General features: G+C 59.3%; 22 protein-coding genes and 1 pseudogene. 10 read left to right on the forward strand and 13 right to left on the reverse strand.

Going from position 1 to position 23,335, the window contains the following annotated elements; genetic code table 11:
• Positions 1-51: 51 nt before the first annotated feature.
• The 4 genes from ACSQ87_RS22605 to ACSQ87_RS22620 are packed head-to-tail and all read right to left on the reverse strand — an operon-like array spanning position 52 to position 2,665.
• Positions 52-1,365: a sensor histidine kinase gene (locus ACSQ87_RS22605; RefSeq protein ID WP_223433638.1), complete on the reverse strand. Its 1,314-nt coding sequence runs from the start codon at positions 1,363-1,365 to the stop codon at positions 52-54.
• Complete coding sequence (locus tag ACSQ87_RS22610; protein ID WP_149631781.1) at positions 1,362-2,030, reverse strand: response regulator transcription factor; 669 nt, start codon at positions 2,028-2,030, stop codon at positions 1,362-1,364. The genes ACSQ87_RS22605 and ACSQ87_RS22610 overlap by 4 nt, the downstream gene beginning before the upstream one ends.
• A 3-nt stretch (positions 2,031-2,033) precedes the next feature.
• Positions 2,034-2,357, reverse strand: a complete 324-nt coding sequence (locus tag ACSQ87_RS22615) for a PepSY domain-containing protein (RefSeq protein WP_223433639.1) — start codon at positions 2,355-2,357, stop codon at positions 2,034-2,036.
• Positions 2,357-2,665, reverse strand: a complete 309-nt coding sequence (locus tag ACSQ87_RS22620) for a PepSY domain-containing protein (RefSeq protein ID WP_436274412.1) — start codon at positions 2,663-2,665, stop codon at positions 2,357-2,359. The genes ACSQ87_RS22615 and ACSQ87_RS22620 overlap by 1 nt, the downstream gene beginning before the upstream one ends.
• Positions 2,666-2,894: 229 nt before the next feature.
• Here ACSQ87_RS22620 and ACSQ87_RS22625 point away from each other — a divergent pair, with 229 nt between their 5' ends.
• The 5 genes from ACSQ87_RS22625 (at position 2,895) to codA (ending at position 8,182) form a co-directional block, all read left to right on the forward strand.
• Positions 2,895-3,974 (forward strand): patatin-like phospholipase family protein, encoded by a 1,080-nt coding sequence (locus ACSQ87_RS22625; RefSeq protein WP_436274413.1) that lies wholly within the window; start codon positions 2,895-2,897, stop codon positions 3,972-3,974.
• 94 nt (positions 3,975-4,068) lie between these two features.
• The gene (gene queD, locus ACSQ87_RS22630; RefSeq protein ID WP_081744008.1) at positions 4,069-4,425 is read left to right on the forward strand and encodes a 6-carboxytetrahydropterin synthase QueD; all 357 of its coding nucleotides are present in this window, start codon (positions 4,069-4,071) and stop codon (positions 4,423-4,425) included.
• 131 nt (positions 4,426-4,556) lie between these two features.
• On the forward strand, positions 4,557-5,387 hold the full coding sequence (locus ACSQ87_RS22635) for an alpha/beta fold hydrolase (RefSeq protein ID WP_436274414.1): 831 nt from the start codon (positions 4,557-4,559) through the stop codon (positions 5,385-5,387).
• A 265-nt stretch (positions 5,388-5,652) separates the two neighbouring features.
• Entirely contained in the window at positions 5,653-6,924 is a 1,272-nt protein-coding gene (gene codB / locus ACSQ87_RS22640; RefSeq protein WP_436274415.1) for a cytosine permease, read from the forward strand.
• A 13-nt stretch (positions 6,925-6,937) separates the two neighbouring features.
• Positions 6,938-8,182 (forward strand): cytosine deaminase, encoded by a 1,245-nt coding sequence (codA, locus tag ACSQ87_RS22645; protein ID WP_436274416.1) that lies wholly within the window; start codon positions 6,938-6,940, stop codon positions 8,180-8,182.
• Positions 8,183-8,294: 112 nt separating this feature from the next.
• Here codA and ACSQ87_RS22650 read toward each other — a convergent pair whose 3' ends face one another.
• Positions 8,295-9,287, reverse strand: a complete 993-nt coding sequence (locus ACSQ87_RS22650; protein WP_436274417.1) for a diaminopimelate epimerase — start codon at positions 9,285-9,287, stop codon at positions 8,295-8,297.
• A 170-nt stretch (positions 9,288-9,457) separates the two neighbouring features.
• Between ACSQ87_RS22650 and ACSQ87_RS22655 the strand changes: the two genes are divergently transcribed.
• Positions 9,458-10,609: an MFS transporter gene (locus ACSQ87_RS22655; RefSeq protein WP_223432509.1), complete on the forward strand. Its 1,152-nt coding sequence runs from the start codon at positions 9,458-9,460 to the stop codon at positions 10,607-10,609.
• A gap of 151 nt (positions 10,610-10,760) precedes the next feature.
• Here the strand turns inward: ACSQ87_RS22655 and ACSQ87_RS22660 are convergent, their stop codons facing one another.
• The 6 genes from ACSQ87_RS22660 to srmL form a co-directional block, all read right to left on the reverse strand.
• Entirely contained in the window at positions 10,761-13,016 is a 2,256-nt protein-coding gene (locus ACSQ87_RS22660; protein WP_436274418.1) for a TonB-dependent siderophore receptor, read from the reverse strand.
• Between the two features lie 12 nt (positions 13,017-13,028).
• On the reverse strand, positions 13,029-13,184 hold the full coding sequence (locus ACSQ87_RS22665) for a hypothetical protein (RefSeq protein WP_436274419.1): 156 nt from the start codon (positions 13,182-13,184) through the stop codon (positions 13,029-13,031).
• Between the two features lie 97 nt (positions 13,185-13,281).
• Entirely contained in the window at positions 13,282-14,265 is a 984-nt protein-coding gene (locus ACSQ87_RS22670) for a FecR family protein (protein ID WP_436274420.1), read from the reverse strand.
• A 40-nt stretch (positions 14,266-14,305) separates the two neighbouring features.
• Positions 14,306-14,806, reverse strand: a complete 501-nt coding sequence (locus tag ACSQ87_RS22675) for a sigma-70 family RNA polymerase sigma factor (RefSeq protein ID WP_223432506.1) — start codon at positions 14,804-14,806, stop codon at positions 14,306-14,308.
• 320 nt (positions 14,807-15,126) lie between these two features.
• Positions 15,127-15,816, reverse strand: a complete 690-nt coding sequence (gene queC, locus ACSQ87_RS22680; RefSeq protein ID WP_436274421.1) for a 7-cyano-7-deazaguanine synthase QueC — start codon at positions 15,814-15,816, stop codon at positions 15,127-15,129.
• 133 nt (positions 15,817-15,949) lie between these two features.
• Positions 15,950-16,987: a PheS-related mystery ligase SrmL gene (srmL, locus tag ACSQ87_RS22685; protein WP_438826958.1), complete on the reverse strand. Its 1,038-nt coding sequence runs from the start codon at positions 16,985-16,987 to the stop codon at positions 15,950-15,952.
• A gap of 818 nt (positions 16,988-17,805) precedes the next feature.
• On the opposite strand from srmL, the pseudogene ACSQ87_RS22690 reads away from it, so the two are divergent.
• From ACSQ87_RS22690 to ACSQ87_RS22700, 3 genes and pseudogenes are all read left to right on the forward strand, one after another.
• Positions 17,806-17,996 (forward strand): annotated as a pseudogene (locus ACSQ87_RS22690) (AraC family transcriptional regulator); the annotation flags it as partial.
• Between the two features lie 99 nt (positions 17,997-18,095).
• Positions 18,096-19,217 carry an HlyD family secretion protein gene (locus ACSQ87_RS22695; protein ID WP_436274422.1) on the forward strand — a complete coding sequence of 374 codons (1,122 nt, stop codon included), beginning with the start codon at positions 18,096-18,098 and terminating at the stop codon, positions 19,215-19,217.
• On the forward strand, positions 19,214-20,806 hold the full coding sequence (locus ACSQ87_RS22700) for a DHA2 family efflux MFS transporter permease subunit (protein ID WP_436274423.1): 1,593 nt from the start codon (positions 19,214-19,216) through the stop codon (positions 20,804-20,806). The genes ACSQ87_RS22695 and ACSQ87_RS22700 overlap by 4 nt, the downstream gene beginning before the upstream one ends.
• Here the strand turns inward: ACSQ87_RS22700 and ACSQ87_RS22705 are convergent, their stop codons facing one another.
• Positions 20,807-21,247 (reverse strand): carboxymuconolactone decarboxylase family protein, encoded by a 441-nt coding sequence (locus tag ACSQ87_RS22705; protein WP_223432503.1) that lies wholly within the window; start codon positions 21,245-21,247, stop codon positions 20,807-20,809.
• A gap of 207 nt (positions 21,248-21,454) precedes the next feature.
• Here ACSQ87_RS22705 and ACSQ87_RS22710 point away from each other — a divergent pair, with 207 nt between their 5' ends.
• Positions 21,455-21,880 (forward strand): hypothetical protein, encoded by a 426-nt coding sequence (locus ACSQ87_RS22710; RefSeq protein ID WP_436274424.1) that lies wholly within the window; start codon positions 21,455-21,457, stop codon positions 21,878-21,880.
• On the opposite strand, the gene ACSQ87_RS22715 is transcribed toward ACSQ87_RS22710, so the two are convergent.
• Positions 21,828-23,270: a mechanosensitive ion channel domain-containing protein gene (locus ACSQ87_RS22715; RefSeq protein ID WP_436274425.1), complete on the reverse strand. Its 1,443-nt coding sequence runs from the start codon at positions 23,268-23,270 to the stop codon at positions 21,828-21,830. The genes ACSQ87_RS22710 and ACSQ87_RS22715 overlap by 53 nt on opposite strands.
• Positions 23,271-23,335 lie beyond the last annotated feature (65 nt).

Genomic DNA, 23,335 nt, shown 5'->3' on the forward strand with positions numbered 1-23,335 from the left:
TCCCCCTCTCCCCCGTGGGGAGAGGGTTGGGGTGAGGGGTGGCTTTCAGCCTCAACGCCGAGGTAGCTCAACAACCACCTTCAACCCACCCCACTCACTCTCCTCCAACCGCAACACCCCGCCCCACGTATCGACGATGTCCCGCACAATCCCCAATCCCAACCCATGCCCATCCGTCTGTTCATCAAGCCTGGTCCCCCGGCTGAACACCTGATCGCGCTGGTTTTCCGGAATCCCCGGCCCATCGTCTTCCACGCTTAACTCAAACCCTTCGGCCGTCTCGACCACGCTCAACCGAACTTCGGCATCCGCCCACTTGCAGGCGTTGTCCAGCAGGTTACCGAGCAGTTCGAGCAAGTCCTCGCGATCCCAAGGCAGTTGCAAACCGGCCGGTGCACGGTAGCTGAGATCAAGATGCTCACCATGAATCATGTTCAACGTCGCCAGCAACCCAGGCAATTCAGCATCGCAATCAAACAACGCCCCCGGCAACGCATCGCCGGATAACCGTGCACGATTGAGTTCGCGATTGAGTCGTTGCTGGACCTGTTCCAGCTGCGCCTTAATGACCTTGCGCAGTTCTGGATGCGCATCGAGCTTCTCGCTTGAGGCCAGGCTCAACAACACCGCCATCGGGGTTTTCAAGGCGTGGCCGAGGTTGCCCAGCGCATTGCGCGAACGCTTGAGGCTGTCTTCGGTGTGCGCCAGCAAATGGTTGATCTGCGCCACCAACGGTTCAAGCTCTACCGGCACCTGATCATCGAGTTGCGAGCGCTGGCCCTGCTGCAACTGGGCGATCTGCTCCCGCGCCTTTTCCAGCGGGCGCAAAGCGCGGCGCACGGTGATCCGTTGCAGCAGCAGAATCAGCAGCAATCCCGTCAGCCCAAGGCCCAATCCGACTTGACGCATGCGCTGGAAACTCTCGCGCACCGGCGTGTAATCCTGGGCCACGCTGATGGAAATCGATTGGCCCAGGCGCCGATAGTCCGAACGCAGCACCAGCAATTGCTGGCCTTCCGGCCCCAATTGCAGATTGCTGTGCAGGCCGGCATGGTCGAGGCGCGGCAGTTCCTGATCCCATAGCGAACGGGAGCGCCAATGGCTGTCGGCAAAATCGATGCGGAAGTAATGCCCGGAAAACGGTCGCTGATAGGCCGGCGACAGGTGTCGCTCATCCAGCTGCAAACCCTGCGGCCCACGCACCAGCGCCACCAGCAGGTTTTCGCTGTCGTCGCGCAGCCCGGCTTCGAGGTAGCGCTGCAAACCCATTTCGAACAGCCACAGGCTGGTCTGCGCCAGCACCAGGCCGACGATCACCATCACGCTGATCAGCCCCAGACTCAAGCGGCGCTGGATCGACCTCACTGGGCTTGCCCGCCGAACAGGTAACCCTGGCCGCGACGGGTTTCGATGACGCTGCGCCCGAGTTTGCGCCGCAGGTGGTTGACGTGGACTTCGAGCACGTTGGAGTCGCGCTCGGTTTCACCGTCGTAGAGGTGTTCGGCGAGGTGGCTTTTGGACAGAATCTGCTCGGGGTGCAGCATGAAATAACGCAGCAGGCGGAATTCAGCGGCGGTGAGCTGGATGTCGGCGCCGTCGCGGGTCACGCATTGACGGCCTTCGTCCAGATGCAGTCCGGCAGCCTTGAGCGTCGGCTGGTTGGCATGCCCATGGGAACGGCGCAACAGCGCCTGGACGCGCAAGTGCAGCTCTTCGGGGTGGAAGGGTTTGGTCAGGTAATCGTCGGCACCGGCCTTGAGGCCTTCGATCCGTTCGGCCCAGGAATCACGGGCGGTGAGGATCAGCACTGGTGTGGACAGACCACCGGCCCGCCATTGCGTCAACACTTCGAGCCCTGGCAAACCCGGCAGGCCGAGGTCGAGGATGATCAGGTCATAAGGCTCGCTGCTGCCCTGATACACCGCGTCGCGACCGTCGGCCAGCCAGTCCACGGCGTAACCCTGACGGTTGAGGCCGGCCATCAGTTCGTCGGCCAGCGGCACATGGTCTTCCACCAGAAGCAAACGCATCGATCAATCTTCCTTGTCTTTCAGTAACTGGCCGGTGGTGGCGTCGAGGTCAAGTTCGCGAACCACGCCTTCGGCGGTCAGCAACTCGACTTCATAAACGTAGACGTCGTGTTTCTCTTCAAGCTCGGCTTCCAGCAATTTGGCGCCGGGGTAGCGGTCCAGCGCCTGCTGCAACAGCTGCTCCAGCGGCAGGATCACGCCCTGTTGACGCAGGCGCAGGGCTTCGTCCTGATCCAGGTCACGGGCCATGACCACCGAGCAAAAAGCCAGGAGCGCCAGAGCCATTCGACCTCTCGTGCACCGCTGTGAAAAAGAAAACACCTTCATTACGTATCCTGATGATCCTTGAGAATCTGCCCGCTGACAGCGTCCAATTCCAGGTCCCACTCAATGCCCTGAGGATCGCTCAATTCCACCTGATAGATGTACTTGCCGTACTCTTCTTCCAGCTCGGTTTCGGTGACGGTAGAACCAGGGTGTTTGGCCAGAGCGGTGGCGTTGAGCTTCTCGAAAGACACGATGGTACCAGCGTCGCGCAGTCTCAGGGCTTCGTCTGGACCGAGGTCGCGAGCGTGGGCGAGGCTGGCGGTCATGCCGATGATGGACGCGGTGAACAGGGCAGTGAAGGTTTTCATGGGATGTCTCCGTATTTTTTTATGTGTTGCCTACGGAGTGCACCTTAACGGGGCGAACTTAATTGAAACTGAATTGCCATCATTGTAGATGGCGACACGACATCACCTGTGGGAGCGGGCTTGCTCGCGAAGGCGGTGTGTCAGCCAGCATTAATACCGACTGATACAACGCTTTCGCGAGCAAGCCCGCTCCCACATAATCCCCCGCTTGCCTGCATTCGAGACCGGTATGACCGCAATCCACATCAAGTTCCCCTCCCTGACGCTCAAGGCCGGCCCTCGCGCCTTGGCGCACATCCGTGAAAACGGTTTGAGCGCCGCCGATGTCGGTACGCTGCCGGGTGCCGCCGGTGGTCCCAAGGCGTTGGGGATTCAAGGTATGGACCTGGCGTTGTTCGGTGAATGGCTGCCGGCGACGCCGCGGGAGCGCTCGTTGATCGGTGCGTCAGTTGGGTCCTGGCGCTTCGCCAGCGCTTGCCTGCCGGATGCCGCCGAAGGTATCCGCCGCCTCGGTCACCTCTATACCGAGCAGAACTTCGCCAAGGGCGTAACCATGGCGCAGGTCAGCCAAAGCTCCCGGCGCATGCTCGATGACCTGCTCGACGGCCGCGATGCCTCGATTCTGGACAACGCTCATTACCGACTGAACATCATGGTGGTCAAAAGCCACGGCCTGCTGGCGGACGATCGTCGCGGCCGACTGGGGCTGGGCCTGTCATCGGTGATCGCCGACAACCTGCGCGGGCGGGCGCGGCTGTCGCGGCATTTCGAGCGGCTGATCATTCACGATCCGCGTCTGGCACCGCCGGTCAATGCACTCAACGATTTCCCCTCGCGCTTCGTTGCGCTGAATGCCGGCAACCTGCGCCAGGCCTTGCTCGCATCGGGCTCGATCCCGATGGTGATGGAAGGCGTGCGTGACCTGCCGGGTGCCGGTGCCGGGACGTTTCGCGATGGCGGTCTGCTGGACTATCACCTCGACCTGCCCTACAGCGGCAACGACATCGTGCTCTATCCGCATTTCACCGACCGGGTGATTCCCGGCTGGTTCGACAAAACCCTGCCATGGCGCCGCGCGTGTCCTGCGCGGTTGCAGGATGTCCTGTTGCTGGCGCCATCGAAGGATTACCTGGCGCGCCTGCCCTACGGCAAACTCCCGGACCGCAACGACTTCAAACGCTTCATGGGCGATGCCCCGAGCCGGCAGAAATACTGGCGCACGACGATGGATGAAAGCCGTCGCATGGGCGATGAGTTCCTCGAACTGGCTGCCAGCGGTCGCCTCGGGGAGCGCTTGCTGACCCTTTAGTCAGTGTTTTCCCGCAACGCCAAACGCAAACTGTTAAACTCGCCGCCTGCCCACATCGCTGCGGCGATCGCCACCTGACAGAGCTGAAACCACTGTGGAAATTTTCAAAGAGTTCACCTTCGAATCCGCCCACCGCCTGCCCCACGTACCGGAAGGCCACAAGTGCGGCCGCCTGCACGGTCACTCGTTCAAAGTGGCGATCCACCTGAGCGGCGACCTCGATCCGCACACGGGCTGGATCCGTGATTTCTCGGAAATCAAGGCGATCTTCAAGCCGCTCTATGAGCGCCTGGACCATAACTACCTGAACGACATTCCCGGTCTGGAAAACCCGACCAGTGAAGTCCTGGCCAAATTCATCTGGAATGAATTGAAGCCTCTGCTGCCGGAACTCAGCGCGATCCGCATCCACGAGACGTGCACCAGCGGTTGCATCTATCACGGCGAGTAAGCCGATCTAAAGACCGATGAAAATCCCTTTGTGGGGTAATGCGTTTCGTCAGTGAATATAAAAACAGCCTTCAATGGCTGTTTTTTTATGCCTATGCTTTTTGGCTCCCCCACGCCAAGAGGACACCCCCAATGACTGACTGGCCGCTGCCTCAGACCTATCGCTTCAACGGGCGCTCCGTTCGCTACGCCGTACGGGGCGACGGTCCACCACTGGTGTTCGTGCATGGCACGCCCTTCTCTTCTTACGTGTGGCACCGGATTGCGCCGCACTTCATCACCACCCATCGGGTGCATTACTTTGATCTGTTGGGTTATGGGCTATCGGAGAAAGTCGACGGCGATGTGTCACTGGGTGTGCAGAACGACCTGTTGGCTCACTTGCTGGATCACTGGGGTCTGGAGCGACCAGACGTGGTTGCTCACGACTTCGGCGGCGCCACCGCTCTGCGTGCTCACCTGCTGAACGGCAAGGACTACCGCAGCCTGACGCTGATTGATCCCGTGGCGCTGACGACCTGGGGTTCGCCGTTTGTGCAGCATGTGCGTCAGCATGAGGCGGCATTCAGTGGCCTGCCCGATTACATTCAGCAAGCGATCGTGCCGACCTATATTCGCGGGGCGATCAAGCGCGAAATCCCGGACGACGAACTCGCGCCTTACGTGCAGCCATGGCTCGGCGATCCGGGGCAAGCGGCGTTCTATCGGCAGATTGCGCAGATGGACGAGCGTTATACCCGTGAGGCCGAAGGGCTGTACCCGACGATTCGTTGTCCGGTGCAGATTCTGTGGGGGGAAGACGATCAGTGGATTCCCATTGAGCGCGGGCAGGCATTGCATCAGATGATTCCGGGGTCGCGTTTTCAGGCGATTCCGAATGCCGGGCATCTGGTTCAGGAAGATGCGCCGGAAGCGATTGTCGCGGCGCTCCTGCGGTTTCTGCCGCAACACAAATCCCCCTGAAGAAACCGTATCCACTGTGGGAGCGGCGGTGCGGCGATCCGACTTGCTCGCGAAGGCGGTGGGTCAGTAGACACTTGTATTGACTGACACACCGTCTTCGCGAGCAAGCCCGCTCCCACAGGGGACACCTATTCCTTCAGGTGCACCTCTTTCGCGCCCTCCCCGCGCCAAACCCGTCGGCTCGGCTATAAATAACTACGTCTCCTGCCATTGGCACGACCACTGCAACATGCCCCCGCGTCACTCATTCAGCAAGGAACGCCCCATGACGCAGAACGATCCCGGCAACGATTACCCCCTCAGCGAAGTCCCGATGCATGCCCGCAAAGGCCTGGCCTCCACGGCCATGGTGTTGCTGGGTTTCACCTTTTTTACCGCGACCATGTTTGCCGGCGGCAAGCTGGGTGTGGCGTTCAGTTTCGGCGAGATGATGGCGGTGATTGTCGTCGGCAATCTGCTGCTCGGGATCTACGCCGCGGGCCTTGGCTACATCGCCTTCAAGAGCGGACTCAACTCGGTATTAATGGGTCGGTTCTGCTTCGGTGAAGTGGGCAGCAAGCTCAGCGACCTGATCCTCGGCTTTACCCAGATCGGCTGGTACGCCTGGGGCACGGCCACTGCCGCCGTGGTGTTGGGCAAGTATTTCGAATTGAGCGAGGGCACCGTTCTCGGGCTGATGGTGCTGTTCGGCCTGGTGTTTTGCGCGACCGCGTATGTCGGCTATCGCGGCCTGGAGATTCTTTCGTACATCGCCGTACCGGCGATGATGTTGCTGCTGATGCTGTCGATGTGGGTGGCCACGGTGAAGGTCGGCGGGCTCGACGGTTTGCTCGCGGTAGTCCCGACGGGGACACTGGATTGGTCGACCGCCATTACCCTGGTGTTTGGCACCTTTGTCAGTGGCGCAACCCAGGCGACCAACTGGACGCGTTTCTCCCGCTCAGCGCGCGTCGCGGTGCTGGCGAGCCTGATCGGTTTCTTCATCGGCAACGGCCTGATGGTGTTGATCGGTGCTTACGGTGCCATCGTTTACCAGCAACCGGACGTGGTCGAAGTGTTGCTGTTGCAAGGCTTCGCCATGGCGGCGATGGCGATGTTGCTGCTCAATATCTGGAGCACCCAGGACAACACCATCTACAACTTCGCCGTCGCCGGTTGCAACCTGCTGCGCACCGGCCGTCGCAAGACCGTGACCCTGGCTGGCGCGGTGATCGGCACGTTGCTGGCGCTGCTGGGCATGTACGACATGCTGGTGCCCTACCTGATTCTGCTGGGCACTGTAATTCCGCCGATTGGCGGCGTGATCATGGCGGACTTCTTCTACCGCTATCGTGGTCAATACCCACGTCTGGCCGATGCCCGGTTGCCGGCGTTCAACTGGTCCGGTTTGGCCGCCTACGCAGTCGGCACTGTCGCTGCGTTCAGTTCACCGTGGGTCGCGCCACTGGTAGGGATTGCCGCTGCCGCGCTAACGTATGTGTTACTGACCGGCGTGCTGGGTGCCCGTACTGCCAACGCACCATTACAAGATCTATAAAAGGATTCGCCTGATGCACATCATCAACGCCCGCCTGCGCAACCAAGATGGCCTGCATGAGTTGCACCTGGAAAACGGCCTGATCAGCAACATCGCCCGACAGACCGAAGCGCCGACCCTGGGCCCCGATGATCTGGACGCCGGCGGCAACCTGGTGGTGCCGCCCTTCGTCGAACCGCACATTCATCTCGACGCCACGCTCACCGCCGGCGAACCGCGCTGGAACATGAGCGGCACCCTGTTCGAAGGCATTGAATGCTGGGGTGAGCGCAAGGTGACCATCACCGAAGAGGACACCAAAACCCGCGCCAAGAAAACCATCCAGACCCTCGCCGCCCACGGCATCCAGCACGTGCGCACCCACGTCGACGTCACCGACCCGCAGCTCACCGCGCTCAAGGCGATGCTCGAAGTGCGCGAAGAAAGCCGACACCTGATCGACATGCAGATCGTTGCGTTCCCGCAGGAAGGCATCGAGTCGTACCGCAACGGTCGCGAGCTGATGGAAGAAGCGATCCGCATGGGGGCCGATGTGGTCGGCGGCATTCCGCATTTCGAGTACACCCGCGATCAAGGCGTGAGTTCAGTGAAGTTCCTGATGGACCTGGCCGAGCGCACCGGTTGCCTGGTGGACGTGCATTGCGATGAAACCGACGACCCGCACTCACGCTTTCTGGAGGTGCTGGCCGAAGAAGCCCGCAGCCGCGACATGGGCTCGCGAGTGACCGCCAGCCACACCACGGCCATGGGCTCTTACGACAACGCTTACTGCGCCAAACTGTTTCGCCTGCTCGGGCATTCGGGGATCAGTTTTGTCTCCTGCCCCACCGAAAGCATTCACCTGCAAGGGCGCTTCGACAACTTTCCGAAACGCCGTGGCGTGACCCGTGTGAATGAGCTGCTGGAAGCGGGAATGAATGTGTGTTTCGGTCAGGACTCGATCGTCGACCCGTGGTACCCGCTAGGCAACGGCAATATCTTGCGGGTGCTCGAAGCCGGCCTGCACATCTGCCACATGCTCGGTTACCGCAACCTGCAAAGCGCACTGGACCTGGTCACCGACAACAGCGCCAAGGCCATGAACCTGGGTGATCGTTATGGACTGGAACGCGGGCGGCCGGCGAATTTGCTGATTCTGTCGGCGGACAGCGATTACGAGGTGATCCGCAGCCAAGGCCTGCCGCTGTATTCGGTGCGCGATGGCAAGGTGTTGATGAAGCGGCAGATGCCGGTGGTCGAATGGGCGGTTCAGCCCTAAATTCTCGCTGATTATGCGGGCCTCTTCGCGAGCAAGCCCGCTCCCACATTGGATCTGTGTCGTCCGCAAATCCCCTGTGGGAGCGGGCTTGCTCGCGAAGGCAATTTTGAATTCAATCCATCAATCGAGCCGTACCGAATAGCCTGACCTGACTCAATTCCCCCTCTAATTCCTCCAGCAAAATCGGCGCCGTACCGCCGGGCATGACCACTTTGACCTCCCCGGCACTGACCCAACCCACCCGCCACGCCGCGCAAGCCACCGCACTGGCGCTGGTGCCCGACGACGCCGTCGGTCCTTCTCCTCGCTCAAACACCCGCGCAACCACTCGCCCCTCGGATTCAAGCATCGCCCATTGCAGATTGATCCCCGCCGGGCACGGCCGGCCTTCCCCGGTCGGCATGGCATAGGCAATACGCGTCAGCCCTTCGGACAATCCCGCTTGGCGCATCTGCTCATTACTCGGCAAGGCACCCGAGTTATCCACAAGCGTTACGCAATGCGGATTGCCAACCCGCACGAATTGACTGCGCGCCCACCCGGCATCCAGCAATGCCAATGGCTGTACGTGGCTGAGTTCGCGACCATTGAATGCCACGCCTTCAACCCCTTCGGCACTGACGGCCCCCGGCCCGAAGGCAGGCTTGCCCAAGTCCAGCCAAAAACCATGCACACCTTCGACCTGCGCCAGTTTCACCGATGTTTCTCCCGGTGAAGGCATATCGGCCTTGTCATGATGAACCCTGAGCAGACACGCCTCGTCCCTCGGCCAGAGCCCAAGGTCGCTGAGCGCCTGGGAAAAAATCGTCAGGCCGTTGCCGCTACGCTCGGCCAGGGTGCCGTCGGTGTTCACGATCAACAAATCAAAAGGATGCGACGACTGGAACGGTCCCACCAGCAAACCATCGCTACGATGGGCCTTGCTGCCCGGTGGTTGTGTGCCGGGGGCCCAGCCACAGCAAGCTTCGATGGCCGCCAACGCCCAGACCTTGCGGGTTTGCGCAGCATCGCTGGCCTGATCGGGTATGTCGATACCATTGCTGCGCAAGTACTCGGGCGCCACAACCATGTAGATATTGCCTCGTGCATCGTACCTCCGCGCCATGGCGCCCTCCCTTAAGGAAATCATTGGTCGGGCTCAACATATCGCGAAACACCGTCAGGCTGTGCAAGGATGTCACCCTGCCTCACCGCGAACCTGGGCGGACGCTGATCGAACCCTCGCAGGTCGATCACTGTCCCTTGGGTACGCGACGTTTTTTGCCAAGGATTGATATGACCAACCTCAATACTCAAACCGCATTTGTTCCCGGACGCCTGGAACAGATGTCCACGCGCATCGCCTTTTTTATTGCCGGTTTCGGCATCGCCGCGTGGGCGCCGCTGGTGCCCTACGCCAAGGCTCGGGCCGGGCTGGATGAAGGGACGCTCGGTTTGCTGCTGTTGTGTCTGGGGGTGGGGTCGATTCTGGCGATGCCGATGGCCGGGCTTCTGGCCACGCGTTTCGGCTGTCGCCGGGTGGTGAGCGCCGGGGTGTTGCTGATCTGTGCGGCCCTGCCGCTGTTGGCGACAGTGACTTCGATTCCGGCGTTGATTGCCGCGTTGTTCATGTTCGGCGCGGGCCTTGGCACGGTGGATTCGACGGTGAACCTGCAAGCGGTGATCGTCGAACGGGCCAGCGGCAAGACCATGATGTCGGGTTTCCATGGGCTGTTCAGCCTGGGCGGGATTGTCGGTGCGGCGGGCGTCAGCGCCCTGCTCGGCTTCGGGGTTTCACCACTGGGAGCAACGCTGGTGGTGATCGTGATGCTGCTGATCGCCCTGGCCAAGGCCGCGCCGCACCTCTTGCCTTACGGCAGCGAAAGTTCGGGGCCAGCGTTTGCTGTTCCCCATGGCATCGTGCTGTTCATCGGCGGGATGTGTTTCATCGTGTTCCTCGCCGAAGGCGCGGCGCTCGACTGGAGCGCGGTGTTCCTGGCGCAGGAACGCGGGATCGACACCGCTTATGCGGGACTGGGTTACGCGGCGTTTGCGTTGACCATGACCGTCGGACGTTTGACCGGTGATTCGATCGTGCGTCGTCTCGGTGCTACCCAGGTGATTGTGTTCGGCGGGTTGACGGCCGCGGCGGGCCTGTTTGTGGCGACATTCGCCCCGAGTTGGGAGGCGGCGCTGGTGGGTTATGCATTGTTGGGGGCGGGTTGTTCGAACATTGTGCCGGTGCTGTACACCGCGGTGGGCAAGCAGACGGTGATGCCCGAAAGCGTCGCCGTGCCGGCCATTACCACTTTGGGTTATGCCGGGATTCTTGCGGGGCCTGCGTTGATCGGGTTTATCGCCCATGGCAGCAGTTTGAGTTTTGCCTTCGGGTTGATGGCGGTGTTACTGGTGGCGGTGGCTATTGGCGGGAAGGTGTTGAAAGTCTAAATTGTGGCGAGGGGGCTTGTCGGAACGCCGCATCGCCCCGTTGGGCTGCGTAGCGGCCCTATAAATTTCGGCAACAACGCAAATTTTGCGACTGCTGCGCAGCCGAACGGGGCGATGCGGCGTTCCGACAAGCCCCCTCGCCACAGATCTATCAGAACCCGACGCTGGCCTGCACAAAGAACGTGCGCGGTGCGCCAACGTACATCCCCGAATTGTTGTCGCTTGAGCGGGTGAAGTACTGCTTGTCGAAAATGTTCTTCACCCCGGCACCGACTTTCAGGTTCGAAAGCGTCGCGCCGAAGTCATAACCGCCGCGCACGTTCCAGGTGACGTAACCCGGGATGTCGCCGTACTGGCCGTCGGCGGTGCCTTCGATGATGTAGTTGTTGGTGAAGCTGCCATCAGCGTTCACGGCAACACCCGGCGAACGCTGCTTGGACTGGGCAAAGGCATCGAGGTTGTAGGTCCAGCGGTTGATGTCGTAACGCAAACCGGCAGTCGCCACCTGACGTGAGTAGAACGGCAGGTCACGGCCCTTGAAGCCCGGGATCTCGCCTTCATAAACGGCACGCGTGTAGGTGAAACCGGCGTTGGCGGTCAGGCCATCGAGCCGTGGGTCCAGCGCCGCCATGTCGTAGTGCACCGACGCCTCGATGCCTTGGTGCGTGGTCGCGCCGAGGTTGGTCCAGCCCGCATCGTTGCTGATGTATTGCAGCTCTTTATCGAAGTCGATGTAGAACAGCGTCACTTCCCCACCCCACACATCATTGTTGTAGCGCGTGCCGACCTCGTAGGTCTTGGCCTTTTCCGGTTCCAGGCCATTGGCCGGTTCGTCACCCGTGCCACCCTGGCCGAGCTGGAAATACTGCAGGCTGCCAAACGAAGTTTCGTAGTTGGCGAACAGCTTCCACTCTTCCGACACGTGATACATCACGCTCAGGGCCGGCAGCGGCTCGTTGCTTTCGATGCTGCGGTTCTTTTCCAGCATTGGTTTGCCGGCGGTGTCGAGCACCGGGCGGTCGTGCCAATCGGTGCTGATGTGTTCAAAGCGGATGCCGGGGGTGATGGTCCAGTTACCGACGTCGATTTTGTTATCGACGTACACCGAGTTGGCTTCAGTGCCACCGGTGCGGTCCTGATAGACATGGCCGTCGGAGCTCTTGGTCACGACCGGCTCGTTGTTGACCAGCGCCAGGCGGCTCGCCTCTTCGTGCATGCCTTCCTTGAGGTAGCGATAACCGACACTGACTTCCTGGGTGGTCGGGCCGACATCAAACACACGGGACACACGCGGTTCAATCCCGAAGGTGTAGTAAGTACGCGGGAACGAGCCGAGGGTCTTCTGATCGCGAGCGGCGATGTTGCTGCCACGGAAGCTATCGGAATAGTAAGTCAGCACTTCGGCCTGGGTGCGGTCGTCGATCTGCCGTGCCCACTTGAACGAGACGTCCTTGCGGCGGCCACTGAAGTTGTCGTTGTTGCGGTCGGACTGAAACGGATCGGCATCGTACTGCGCCTGGGTCAGGCCGCCGGGCATGTCGGCGCTGGCGTCGTAGTAGTGAAAGTTGAGGCTGAAATCGTCCACATCGGTGGGTGCCCAGTGGGTCTTGAGGATCACGTCGTCGATGTCGTTGCCGTTGTTGCGTTCACGGTAACCGTTGCCGTTCACGCCCGAGTACAACAGCGCCATGCCGATGCCGTTGTCCGCGGTACCGCCGAGAAACGCCGTATCGATGTGCTTCCAGCCACCGTGCTGGGAGGTTTCCAGGGTGCTGCCTATTTCACCGGTGGCCTTCTCCGGAATCGCGCGAGTGACGAAGTTGATCACGCCACCGACGTTCTGTGGCCCGTAACGCACGGAGCCGGCGCCGCGAACCACGTCGATGCTGTCGAGATTGCCGGAGGAAATCGGTGCCATGGACAACTGCGGCTGGCCGTACGGGGCGAACGCTGCCGGCACGCCGTCGATCAGCACGGTGGAGCGTGGCGACAGGCGCGAAGTCAGGCCGCGCACGCCGACGTTCAGGGAAATGTCGCTGCCGCCGGTGCCGTTGGCGTCCTGCACTTGCACACCGGGCACGCGCTTCAACACGTCGCCGACGTTCATTGCGCCCTGCTCGACCATAGCCTCACGGCGAATCACCGTACGCGCGCCGGGGTGGTTCTGCACCACGGCGGCATCGGCGTCACCGAGCCAGTTGCCAACCACTTTGATGTCGGTCACGCCCAATTCCAAAGGGCCGTTTGCAGCCGAAGTCGGTGCCGGCATCAACGTGACCGAACCTTCGTCGATCTGGTATTGCAGGCCGCTGCCCTGCAGCAGCTGGCGCAGCGCGTCTTCTGGCGAAAGGTTGCCGTCCACCGCCGGGGCCTGTTTTCCAGCGACCAGCTCAGGGCTGAAGAACACCTGCAGCGAGGTTTACTGGCCCAGTTCACTCAAGGCCTGCCCCAGGGGTTGCGCCGGAATGTGAATCGCGTCGGCGGCAAAAGCCTGGGGCAGCGCCGCGGTGACAGCCAGGGCGAGAGCGAGGCGCAACCAAGGTGATTTGTTGTTTTTAGCGGTGGATTTTTTCACGTCGAACGTAGTCCTGTGGATCGCAAGAGTGTGCGCTTGTTAATGCAAACCAGTTGCAGTTGGACAGGAAGACGATCAACTCGAAAAAAACCTGAATTTATTTTGAAATTATTTCCTGACTACCGTCATCGAGGGTGCGCACAGCCACCGGAAGAATGCTCGGCAAGGCCTTGAGCAGTGCATCGGTGTTGTCGGATTTGAACACGCTGGTCAGGCGCAGATTGCCCACTTTGTCGTTGCCAACGGTGAGCGGTTTCGCCCGATAGCGCGACACTTCCTCGGCGACGTCGCTGAGTCTGGCGTTGTTGAACACCAGTTTGCCGCTGCGCCAGGCGGTCAGCTCGGCAGGGTTGACCGCGTAGGCAGCGGCCACTTTGCCCTCGGCATCGATGTGCGTACCGAGGCCGGCCGTGAGGCTGATGAAATCGCTGTCCGCTGCTGTGCGGCCCTGAACCTTGACGGTGCCCTGCTCCACCACGACCCGGGTTTGGGCGGTGTCGCGGCGCACATCAAAACGGGTGCCGGTGACCGTGACCTTACCGCTGCCCGCCTCGACCACGAAGGGTCGACGGGTGTCATGCTCGACGCTGAACATCGCTTCGCCCTGCGTCAGTTCGATGCTGCGGCGGTCGTTTTCATAGCGCACCTGAACGCGGCTGCGGCTGTTCAGGTCGATCAGCGAACCGTCCGGCAACGCCACATGACGTCGCTCGCCCAGGGCAGTGGAGAATTCGGCGCTGTAGATTGCCGGGTGATTCAAACCGCTGAACAGCCCCAACCCGAGTGCGACGGCCAACACGCTGGCGGCCACTGCATAACGCACCAGCGGGCGACGTTTGCTGCGCGCTGCCGGGGTTTCACACAAGGCTTGCAGACGCGCCGCCGGCAGCAAATCCGCCGCCGACCACAAGCCCTGGAGCAACTGGAATTCATCGCGATGCTGAGGGTGTTCGTCCAGCCAGGCGTCGAAATGCCCTGACTCTTCGGCATTCACCGTAGGTTCCTGCAAACGCACAAACCATCGCGCCGCCTCGTCGCGAACCGTTGTTTGCCCGCACGCACAATCACGAGTATCCATCATGGAAGTTCCTGTTTGGCTGGGGATGAGAAGGCACCGCCGATCATGGCTGCAATCCGTCAAGGCGGTCGCGCAGATGCCGCAGCGTGCGGATCATATACTTTTCCACCATGTTCTTGGACAGTCCCAGGCGTTCGGCGATTTCGGCCTGGGTCAGGCCTTCGATCTTCTGCCAGACGAACACCTTGCGGCAGTTGACCGGCAACTCGGTGAGCGCCCGTTCGATGGAGTCAGCCAACTGGATCGCCTGCATGAAATGCTCCGGGTCGCCGGACGACGACGCACTGTGATCAACCGCCTCCGACTCCATGGCGCCCCGCCGATCCTCCCGCCGATAACCATCCACCGCAATGTTGCGCGCGGTCTGGTGCAAATACGCCCGAGGTTGTGCAACCATCGCCGAATCGGACTCAAGCACCCTGACGAAGGTGTCGTGGGCCAGGTCCTCGGCCTGCTGACGATTTCTCAGGCGACGGGTCCAGGTCCCGACCAACTCTTCGTAATGCTCGAAAAAGCCGTGTCTGCGGGGCAGCTTGGGGGTCATTGCGGTGTGCTGTGAAGACGGGGCGTGAATAGTAATGCTTCCTATTAACCGGAAGCAATGGGATTAAGAACCCGTAGGAGCCGACCGTCGGAGCCGATCAGTTAAGGAACGACACGGACCGTAGCAGCTGGCGAAGCCTGCTGCTACGGATCGTGTTACGGCTTAATTGATCGGCACTACCTGTTTTCCTGCACTGAAACCTGCCCCTGCCATCGTAGTCCGACGACATCCATCAAATCACAGCCATCGTGAGCGCAACCCGAACGACATAAAAATAGGGGCTGCCGTTAATGGCCACCCCTACCCGCAGCAAATTACTTTTATAGTTTTAGTTTGATTTTCAAACTATTCAAAACCTTCGCTCTGCTTTCGAGAAACTCACTCAATCCTTTTGCACGGAGAGCACATGCATCACAGTTGGCGCATCCGCTTCCCGTTACGCCGTTATAGCAAGTCAATGTATGGTAACGAATCAAATCCAGCTGCTTATGGTAATCGGCCAAGGCCCAAGTCTCAGCTTTGTTCAGCTGCATAAGCGGCGTTTCAATTCGTATCTTATAGTCCATGCCCAAGTGGATAGCTTTGTTCAAAGCCTTTACAAATTCATCTCGACAATCCGGGTAGCCAGAAAAATCTGTTTCACACACACCTGTGATGACAGCCTCAGCACTCACTTGATAGGCATAAATAGAAGCCAACGTTAAAAACAGAATATTCCTGCCAGGCACGAACGTATCAGGCACGCCGTCCCCCGTACTCCTTGCAATTGGAATGTGGTCGCGCGTCAAACTGCTAATGGCCAGTTCGCTCAACAATGAAGTGTCTAATACTTTGTGTACCTTCACGCCAAGCTGTTTCGAAAGCTGTTGCGCCACTTCGATTTCCGCACGATGGCGCTGGCCATAATCAAACGTGATGCAATGAATTTCATCGTACATCGGCAATGCATGGATCAAGCAGGTGGTTGAGTCTTGTCCGCCGCTGAAAACGATAACGGCCTTTCTGGTCATGGTTCGTTCTTCCTTGGGGGCTCGGCAGTGCGCCGGGGCCGTTGACCCTACCGGGAAGCTCAAACTCTGGGTGTGGGAGGTTTCCGAAATGATCGTCTCCGATTTCCGTTTGTGTGATTTCTATGCTGCGGTTTCAAGCCTTTGGAAGATCCATTCTGTAACCCGCCCCCGGCGCACCTTCATGCAACGCCGACTGAATGTTCGCATACAAGGCGTTCGCCTCTTGGGTAGTGATTGATCGCGAACAATCACGCAGTACAACGCGCAGAAGCACGTTTTCCTGGCCCGGCAGCAGTCCGAGGCGTTCAATTGCCTGCGCAGGTAAATCCGAAAATCCCCAACGTCCCTTGACCTGCATCTCCTCGATCCAGTCAGAGTTGTCGCCAGCAGCTTGTAACATCCTCTCGGTCAACACTTCCTCACTTAACCCTGGCGTTACCGCCAACGAAATATCACGAGCAATCGAAGGCAAACGTGATACAGCGCTCCAGGGATTCAAATCATGCATCTGCGCCTGTACTCGTACGTTCTGATCGCGTAACAAGCGAATATCCGGAATTCCCTTGCGCAGCATGGTCAGTCGATCCAACCCCATCCCGAGCGCCAGCCCTCCATGACGCTGCGGATCAATCTTCAAGCGCTCTAACAAAGACGTAGCAATACGACCGCACTCCAGCACTTCGACCGGAGAGCCGTCATTCACCACATTCACTTCGATTCCGCCCTCCGTGTAGTGATGCGGACTATCGCTGTAGACCCAACGCTTGTCAGGAACGGCTGCTGTGAGGATATCGCTGACCAGACGCAACAAGTGGTCATGCGTCGACAGTTCCGGATCACCCAGCACCCAGATATCCATTTGATGTGGTTCTGCGCAATGCCAACGATCCCGACTATCTCGACGAAAAGTGATACCTGGCGCGGCCAGCAATATCGTCTCCCCCGGTTGCCGCACATGAGCCGCACGCTGAAGTGCCGCCGGAATTTGACTGGTGGTTTGTGTACGCAAAAGGGAACTCATCGACCCAACGGGTGTGTTCACTCCCAAGAGTGACTTCTGCTGGGTCATAACCCAGCAAACCGTAATTTTCTTCAGCGGACACAATTCGCGGTCCGGTCTGAAGTTGCGCTTGGGGCCAGCTTTTTTCAGCAAGCCCCTGAAGAACTTCATTTAGCAATAGTCGGACGGCGTGATCGGGAGCGCTTGCCTCGGTAAGATCAACCAGTAGCAGGGCTTGATGGACAGACGTATCTGTCAGGTATTTCTTTGATGCATGCACTATATAACCCTCTATTAACAGTTGAACATTTACTTTCAAAAAACAAAATCCATAAATAAACCTAACGACATCAGGTCATCAGCCACAACCAAAAAAATGGAAATATTAAATTTTCAGAACAAGATTACAGATACGTCCTATACAAATAATCTATAGAGTTTTACGAGGACCAACAGTCAAATTAATTCTAAAAAACCCCACACAAATCATTAACACATCAAAAAATCATGTATTAATTAGTCCACTCCAAAACATTTCCGGGAGTACATGCCAACAAAATCAAAACGGAAGATCAGATAAAAAAGAAAAATAACAAAATCAACTCACAAATAAATGAAGGTATCAGTGGGGTTCATTTAGCTATTGGTGATGGATCTTCCGGCTATCACATAGACTTCCTTAGCCCAGCCGTGAGCGTAAGCCCAATACACTAGCAGTTCCGTTAGTAACTACTTACTGATGGCACAGAGCAATCGGACCGCGATTGGTTAATACACCTGTTCCACAGCACCTGTCGCAAAGACGCCTGCGACAGTTTCTACATGGAACTGCATCCCCCAGTAGGAGCTGTCGCGGCTGCTATCTTTTGATGTCAGTGCTAGCGAATCCACTCGATAAACAGGACAAACAGCTCCGACTTTGAACTGACATTCAGCTTCAAATAGAGATTGGCGAAATGCTCATATGGGCTGGCCGTTGACGCCACGGAACCATCGGGCGAATTTTCCAGCGTGAAACCGGCATAAGTTATCAGCAATGGCGACTGATGTGCCCCATCGAACTGCTCGCGACCGGGCGGAACATTGGCTAGAGCGCCTTCGACCTGCGTTTGCCAGTGACAGCGCGTTCATCGCCTTCTTCAAGGACATAACCGGCAGCACTCCGGACCCTTGGTTGAAATTACCACCTGACGACCGGCAACAAAAATCAATTGCCACCAAATATTACCTACGTCATATTACACACGTAATAAAGACCCGTTCCCCACAGGTAATCTCCATGACCAGCATGCCCAGCCTTGAAACCGACCTTGCTGTCCCGGTGAACACACCCAAGCCTCCCCTGCTCAAACGGTTGATCTTGCTGGCTGCGGTCATCGCTGCCCTGGTGTTCGCCGGGCTGTACGCGACTCACTGGTGGACCGCCGGCCGTTTCATCGAAGAGACCGACGACGCCTACATCGGCGGCGATGTGACGGTGATCGGGCCGAAGGTGGCGGGTTACATCGAAGAAGTGCTGGTGACCGACAACCAGAAGGTGAAGTCCGGCGATGTGTTGATTCGTCTCGACTCCCGCGATTACCGCGCCAACCTGGCCAAGGCCGAAGGCGCAGTGGCTGCCGAAGAAGCGCTGCTCGCCAACCTCGATGCCACCGAACAATTGCAACACGCGGTGATCGGCCAGGCACGCGCCGGGATTGATGCTGCCGGCGCCGAAACCGCCCGCTCACGGGATGACGATGCTCGCTACAAAAAACTGGTCGGCAGCAACGCCGTCTCGGTGGAAAGCGCTCAACGCGCCAACGCCACTTTCAAGACAGCCCAAGCCCTCAGCGCCCGGGCCCAGGCTGAATTGCTCGCCGCGCAACGTCAGCTGAATGTGATCGCAACCCAGAAACAGCAAGCCCGCGCAGCGCTAATGCAGGCTCGTGCCGAACGTGATCTGGCGCAGTTGAATGTGGGTTACACCGAACTGAAGGCCCCGGTGGACGGTGTGATCGGCAATCGCCGGGCGCGGGTCGGCGCTTATGCTCAGGCCGGTTCGCAACTGCTGTCGGTGGTACCCGCCAGTGGGCTGTGGGTCGATGCCAACTTCAAGGAAGATCAGCTATCACGAATGACGCCGGGGCTACGGGTGATCATTCATGCCGACGTGCTCTCGGGGCAGGAATTTCACGGTCATCTGGACAGCCTCGCGCCGGCCAGTGGTTCACAGTTCAGCGTGCTGCCACCGGAAAACGCCACCGGCAACTTCACCAAAATCGTTCAGCGGGTGCCGGTGCGCATCGTGCTTGATCCGGCCGATGGCGTGCTCGGCCATCTGCGTCCGGGCCTGTCGGTCACCGCTGAAGTGGACACTCGCAAGGAACCTGCAACCCCGGCCGTGGCCAGCGTGCCATGAGCCGCGCACTCGCCGCCCCCGCGCAACCGTTCAATGCCGCCGACATGGCAACGGCGACCAAGGTGTTCGCCTTCGCCACAATGTGCATCGGCATGTTCATTGCGCTGCTGGACATCCAGATCGTCTCAGCGTCGTTGCGTGACATCGGCGGCGGACTCTCGGCCGGTACTGACGAAACGGCATGGGTGCAAACCAGTTACCTGATCGCCGAAATCATCGTGATTCCGCTGTCTGGCTGGCTGTCCCGAGTGTTCTCGACACGCTGGCTGTTCTGCGCTTCAGCGGTGGGCTTCACCCTGGCCAGCCTGCTCTGCGGTGCAGCCTGGAACATTCAGAGCATGATCGCCTTCCGTGCCCTGCAAGGGTTTCTCGGTGGTTCGATGATCCCGCTGGTGTTCACCACCGCGTTCTTTTTCTTCACCGGCAAGCAACGGGTGATCGCGGCGGCAACCATCGGCGCGGTGGCCTCATTGGCCCCGACCCTGGGGCCGGTAATCGGCGGGTGGATTACCGATGTTTCCTCGTGGCACTGGCTGTTCTACATCAATCTGGTGCCGGGGATATTTGTCGCGGTGGCGGTGCCGATGCTGGTGAAAATCGATCAGCCGGAATTGTCGCTGCTCAAAGGCGCCGACTACGTGAGCATGGTGTTCATGGCGCTGTTTCTCGGTTGCCTGGAATACACCCTCGAAGAAGGCCCGCGCTGGAACTGGTTCAGCGACAGCACGATTCTGACCACGGCATGGATCAGCGGCCTCGCCGGCCTGGCGTTCATCGGCAGAACCCTGCACGTCGCCAACCCGATCGTCGATTTACGCGCCTTGAAAGACCGCAACTTTGCCCTTGGCTGCTTCTTTTCGTTCGTCACCGGGATTGGCCTGTTCGCCACCATTTACCTGACGCCGCTGTTTCTCGGCCGGGTGCGTGGCTACGGTGCGCTGGACATTGGTCTGGCGGTTTTCTCCACCGGGGTGTTCCAGATCATGGCGATTCCGCTGTACGCCTTTCTGGCCAACCGCATTGATTTGCGCTGGATCATGATGATCGGCCTCGGGTTGTTCGCGTTGTCGATGTGGGATTTCAGCCCGATCACCCATGACTGGGGGGCTAAGGAATTGATGTTGCCGCAAGCGCTGCGCGGGATTGCCCAGCAACTGGCGGTGCCGCCAGCGGTGACGTTGACCTTGGGTGGTCTGGCACCGGCGCGGCTCAAACATGCTTCGGGGTTATTCAACCTGATGCGAAACCTGGGTGGCGCCATCGGTATCGCCGCGTGCGCGACCATTCTGAATGACCGCACCAACCTGCACTTCACCCGGTTGGCGGAAAACCTCAACAGCACCAATGAAGCACTGAATCAGTGGCTGTCCCAGGTCGGCAACAACTTCGCCACCCTCGGCCAAAGCGGTGACGCGGGCGTCACCGCCAGCCTGCATCAGCTGTGGCTGCTGACCTACCGCGAAGCGCAGACACAAACCTACGGCGACGCGTTCCTGATGATCATGGTCTGCTTCATCATCGCCACGGCGATGGTGCCCTTGATGCGTAAGGTGCAACCACCGGCCGCTCCCTCAGCAGACACTCATTGATCAGGCTTGAGGCATTTTGCGAAAGCCAACCGCCAGACGGTTCCACGCGTTGATGGTGGTAATCGCCACGGTCAGGTCGACCAGTTCCTTCGGGCTGAACTCGGACGCCGCCAGTTCGTAGTCTTCATCCGGTGCGTGAGTCTGGCTCAGCAGCGTCAGCGACTCGGTCCACGCCAGCGCTGCACGTTCACGCGGAGTGAAGAACGGCGTTTCACGCCAGGCCGACAGTGTGTACAGACGGCGCTCGTCTTCACCGCCCTTGCGGGCATCGGCGCTGTGCATATCCAGGCAGAAGGCGCAGCCGTTGATTTGCGAGGTACGCAGCTTGACCAGTTCGATCAAGGTCTTTTCCAGCGGCAACTTAGAAACAGCGGTTTCCAGCGCGATCATGGCTTTGAGTGCATCTGGGGAAGCGGTGTAGAAATCAATACGCGGTTGCATGGTGGGCTCCAGTCACAAAGGGTGTGGAGCTAAGTTAATCCCGCACTGACCTGCAGCAAATAGCCAATTACCGGGAAGATGAGGATGCCAATGGGCGGGGTTGAAAATAATCTATATGGGTAATTGCCATCACCGCACCGACACCACTAGAATGCGATTCATTCTTGATAACGCGGCCGGGATGCCGGAAACGAGTACCTCCTGCCCATGTCGTCCTCATCCGAAATGCCTTTGCCACCGGCTATCTCGCCGAATTCCGAATCGCGTTGTTACCTGGAATCCTTGTTGTGGCAAATGCCGGAACAGGCGCGCGAAGCCTTTCTGCTCGCCCAGATTCATGGACATGGCCGCGCCCGGATCGCAGCGCGGCAGTCGGCGCACAAAAAACCGCTGACCCGTCGACAAACCCTGGCTTATCTAGCCTTGCTGTTGATCGCCGGCCCCGTCGGCATGATTTGGCAACATGCGCCGTTCGAGTACTGGAACAGTCATGACCGTACCCTGGTCGGCGCACAGCTTGTTGGCCAGGCGCCTGCTGCCGACTCACTCGACTGCACCCGCGCCCATGACCTTCGAGCCCCTACGCTCGGTTGCGCAGCCACTGCAAAAATCCCTTCTTCTGCACAACCCTAGGCGCTTCCTGGGTCAACGTCTGAGCCTTGTTCAAGCGGAAATCCAGCAACGCCTTCATCGCTTCGCCGATGTCATGCCGCGCATCCAGGCACGGTTTGAGGTATTCCTTCTCTATCCGGTACAAGCTGCAGAACGTCTTGGCGCTGAAGTCCGCCGGTAGCGCCGTATCGGACAAAATCCCACCCTCGCCGATTACCTCACCCGGGCCCATGCGCCCGGATTCGAACTTGACCCCGCCGCGGCTCAGTTCCACCGACACGACGCCGGATTCGATGATGAACAAATGATCGCTGACCTCCCCCGCCGGCAGGATCATTTCACCGGCGCGGAAGTTTTGAAGTTTCATGTTCTGGCTGAAGGTTTCTTTCTCTTCCTGACGCAGGGTCGAGAAGATATTCGACGCATCCAGCAATGCCCGTGGCCGCGACAGGTTGGCAGGTGCATTGGGTTCGACGTTCGACAACAGGCTGACGCCGCTGGCCTGCAAGTGCCGGAACGCCAGGTCGAACAGCAGATTACGGACCATGCGTTTCTGATCCATGGAGACCACAAAACCACTGATTTCGTATTCCACTCCAGTGGCGCTGGAGCCTTTCAACGCTACACACGGCGCCGGTTTGTTCAACAGATAGCGGCACCCTTGCATCGCCCGTTCCAGCGCGTCGATCACCGTTTGCGGACGAGCGTGCGGGCTCAGTTGCAGGCTGATGGAGACGCCGAAAATGTCACTGGGCCGGCTGAAGTTGATGATTTTGGCCTTGGCCGCCAGGGAGTTGGGAATCACCGCCATGCTGCCCTGGGCCGTTTGCAGGCGCGTCGCGCGCCAGTCGATGTCGATGACCCGGCCTTCGGTGCCGTCGATGGAGATCCAGTCATCCAGTTGATAGGGTTTGGTGGTGTTGAGGACGATCCCGGAGAACACGTCGCTGAGGGTGCTTTGCAAGGCCAGGCCGACGATGATCGCCAATGCGCCGGAGGTTGCCAGCACCCCCTTGACCGGCAGATCGAGTACATAAGCCAACGCCGCGATGATCGCGATCAGGAAAATCACCGCGCCGAGCAAATCCTGCAGCAAGCGCCCGGTGTGCCCGACCCGTTGCATCATCACCGCGCCGATCAGCACCGTCAGCGTGCGCGCACCGAACAGCCACCAGCCGATCTGCAAGCCGGTGGCCGCCAGGTGCAGCGGGACGTTGTCGGCCCAGGGCGCCGTTTCCATGGGGTTCAGACCTTCGTTGAACAGCAGGACACTGAACAACGAGAAAATCACCAGCCGCACGACCAGTTTCCATTGACTGCCATTGGCACTGAACAGGCGCCACAGCCCCAGATCGATAAGGATCAAAATCATCGCGCAGATCAACGGGTGATCGGTAAGCAGTGACAGCATCAAGCAACTCCAGCAAGAACCAGTGGCGCGAAGATCTCACAGATTGTAGGAGCTGGCGAAGCCTG

The organism is Pseudomonas sp. LjRoot277 (assembly GCF_964253845.1).
Classification (GTDB): Bacteria; Pseudomonadota; Gammaproteobacteria; order Pseudomonadales; family Pseudomonadaceae; genus Aquipseudomonas.

Excerpts from the sequence above, each read along its gene's own strand:
- ACSQ87_RS22650 (WP_436274417.1), bottom strand. The coding sequence starts at position 9,287 with ATGGCGCGGAGGTACGATGCACGAGGCAATATCTACATGGTTGTGGCG.
- ACSQ87_RS22705 (WP_223432503.1), bottom strand. The coding sequence starts at position 21,247 with ATGCAACCGCGTATTGATTTCTACACCGCTTCCCCAGATGCACTCAAA.
- ACSQ87_RS22620 (WP_436274412.1), bottom strand. The coding sequence starts at position 2,665 with ATGAAAACCTTCACTGCCCTGTTCACCGCGTCCATCATCGGCATGACC.
- ACSQ87_RS22670 (WP_436274420.1), bottom strand. The coding sequence starts at position 14,265 with ATGATGGATACTCGTGATTGTGCGTGCGGGCAAACAACGGTTCGCGAC.
- ACSQ87_RS22700 (WP_436274423.1), top strand. The coding sequence starts at position 19,214 with ATGAGCCGCGCACTCGCCGCCCCCGCGCAACCGTTCAATGCCGCCGAC.
- srmL (WP_438826958.1), bottom strand. The coding sequence starts at position 16,987 with ATGAAGTTCTTCAGGGGCTTGCTGAAAAAAGCTGGCCCCAAGCGCAAC.
- ACSQ87_RS22675 (WP_223432506.1), bottom strand. The coding sequence starts at position 14,806 with ATGACCCCCAAGCTGCCCCGCAGACACGGCTTTTTCGAGCATTACGAA.
- ACSQ87_RS22715 (WP_436274425.1), bottom strand. The coding sequence starts at position 23,270 with ATGCTGTCACTGCTTACCGATCACCCGTTGATCTGCGCGATGATTTTG.
- ACSQ87_RS22695 (WP_436274422.1), top strand. The coding sequence starts at position 18,096 with ATGACCAGCATGCCCAGCCTTGAAACCGACCTTGCTGTCCCGGTGAAC.
- ACSQ87_RS22625 (WP_436274413.1), top strand. The coding sequence starts at position 2,895 with ATGACCGCAATCCACATCAAGTTCCCCTCCCTGACGCTCAAGGCCGGC.
- ACSQ87_RS22615 (WP_223433639.1), bottom strand. The coding sequence starts at position 2,357 with ATGAAGGTGTTTTCTTTTTCACAGCGGTGCACGAGAGGTCGAATGGCT.
- codA (WP_436274416.1), top strand. The coding sequence starts at position 6,938 with ATGCACATCATCAACGCCCGCCTGCGCAACCAAGATGGCCTGCATGAG.
- ACSQ87_RS22635 (WP_436274414.1), top strand. The coding sequence starts at position 4,557 with ATGACTGACTGGCCGCTGCCTCAGACCTATCGCTTCAACGGGCGCTCC.
- ACSQ87_RS22710 (WP_436274424.1), top strand. The coding sequence starts at position 21,455 with ATGTCGTCCTCATCCGAAATGCCTTTGCCACCGGCTATCTCGCCGAAT.
- codB (WP_436274415.1), top strand. The coding sequence starts at position 5,653 with ATGACGCAGAACGATCCCGGCAACGATTACCCCCTCAGCGAAGTCCCG.
- queC (WP_436274421.1), bottom strand. The coding sequence starts at position 15,816 with ATGACCAGAAAGGCCGTTATCGTTTTCAGCGGCGGACAAGACTCAACC.
- ACSQ87_RS22655 (WP_223432509.1), top strand. The coding sequence starts at position 9,458 with ATGACCAACCTCAATACTCAAACCGCATTTGTTCCCGGACGCCTGGAA.
- ACSQ87_RS22610 (WP_149631781.1), bottom strand. The coding sequence starts at position 2,030 with ATGCGTTTGCTTCTGGTGGAAGACCATGTGCCGCTGGCCGACGAACTG.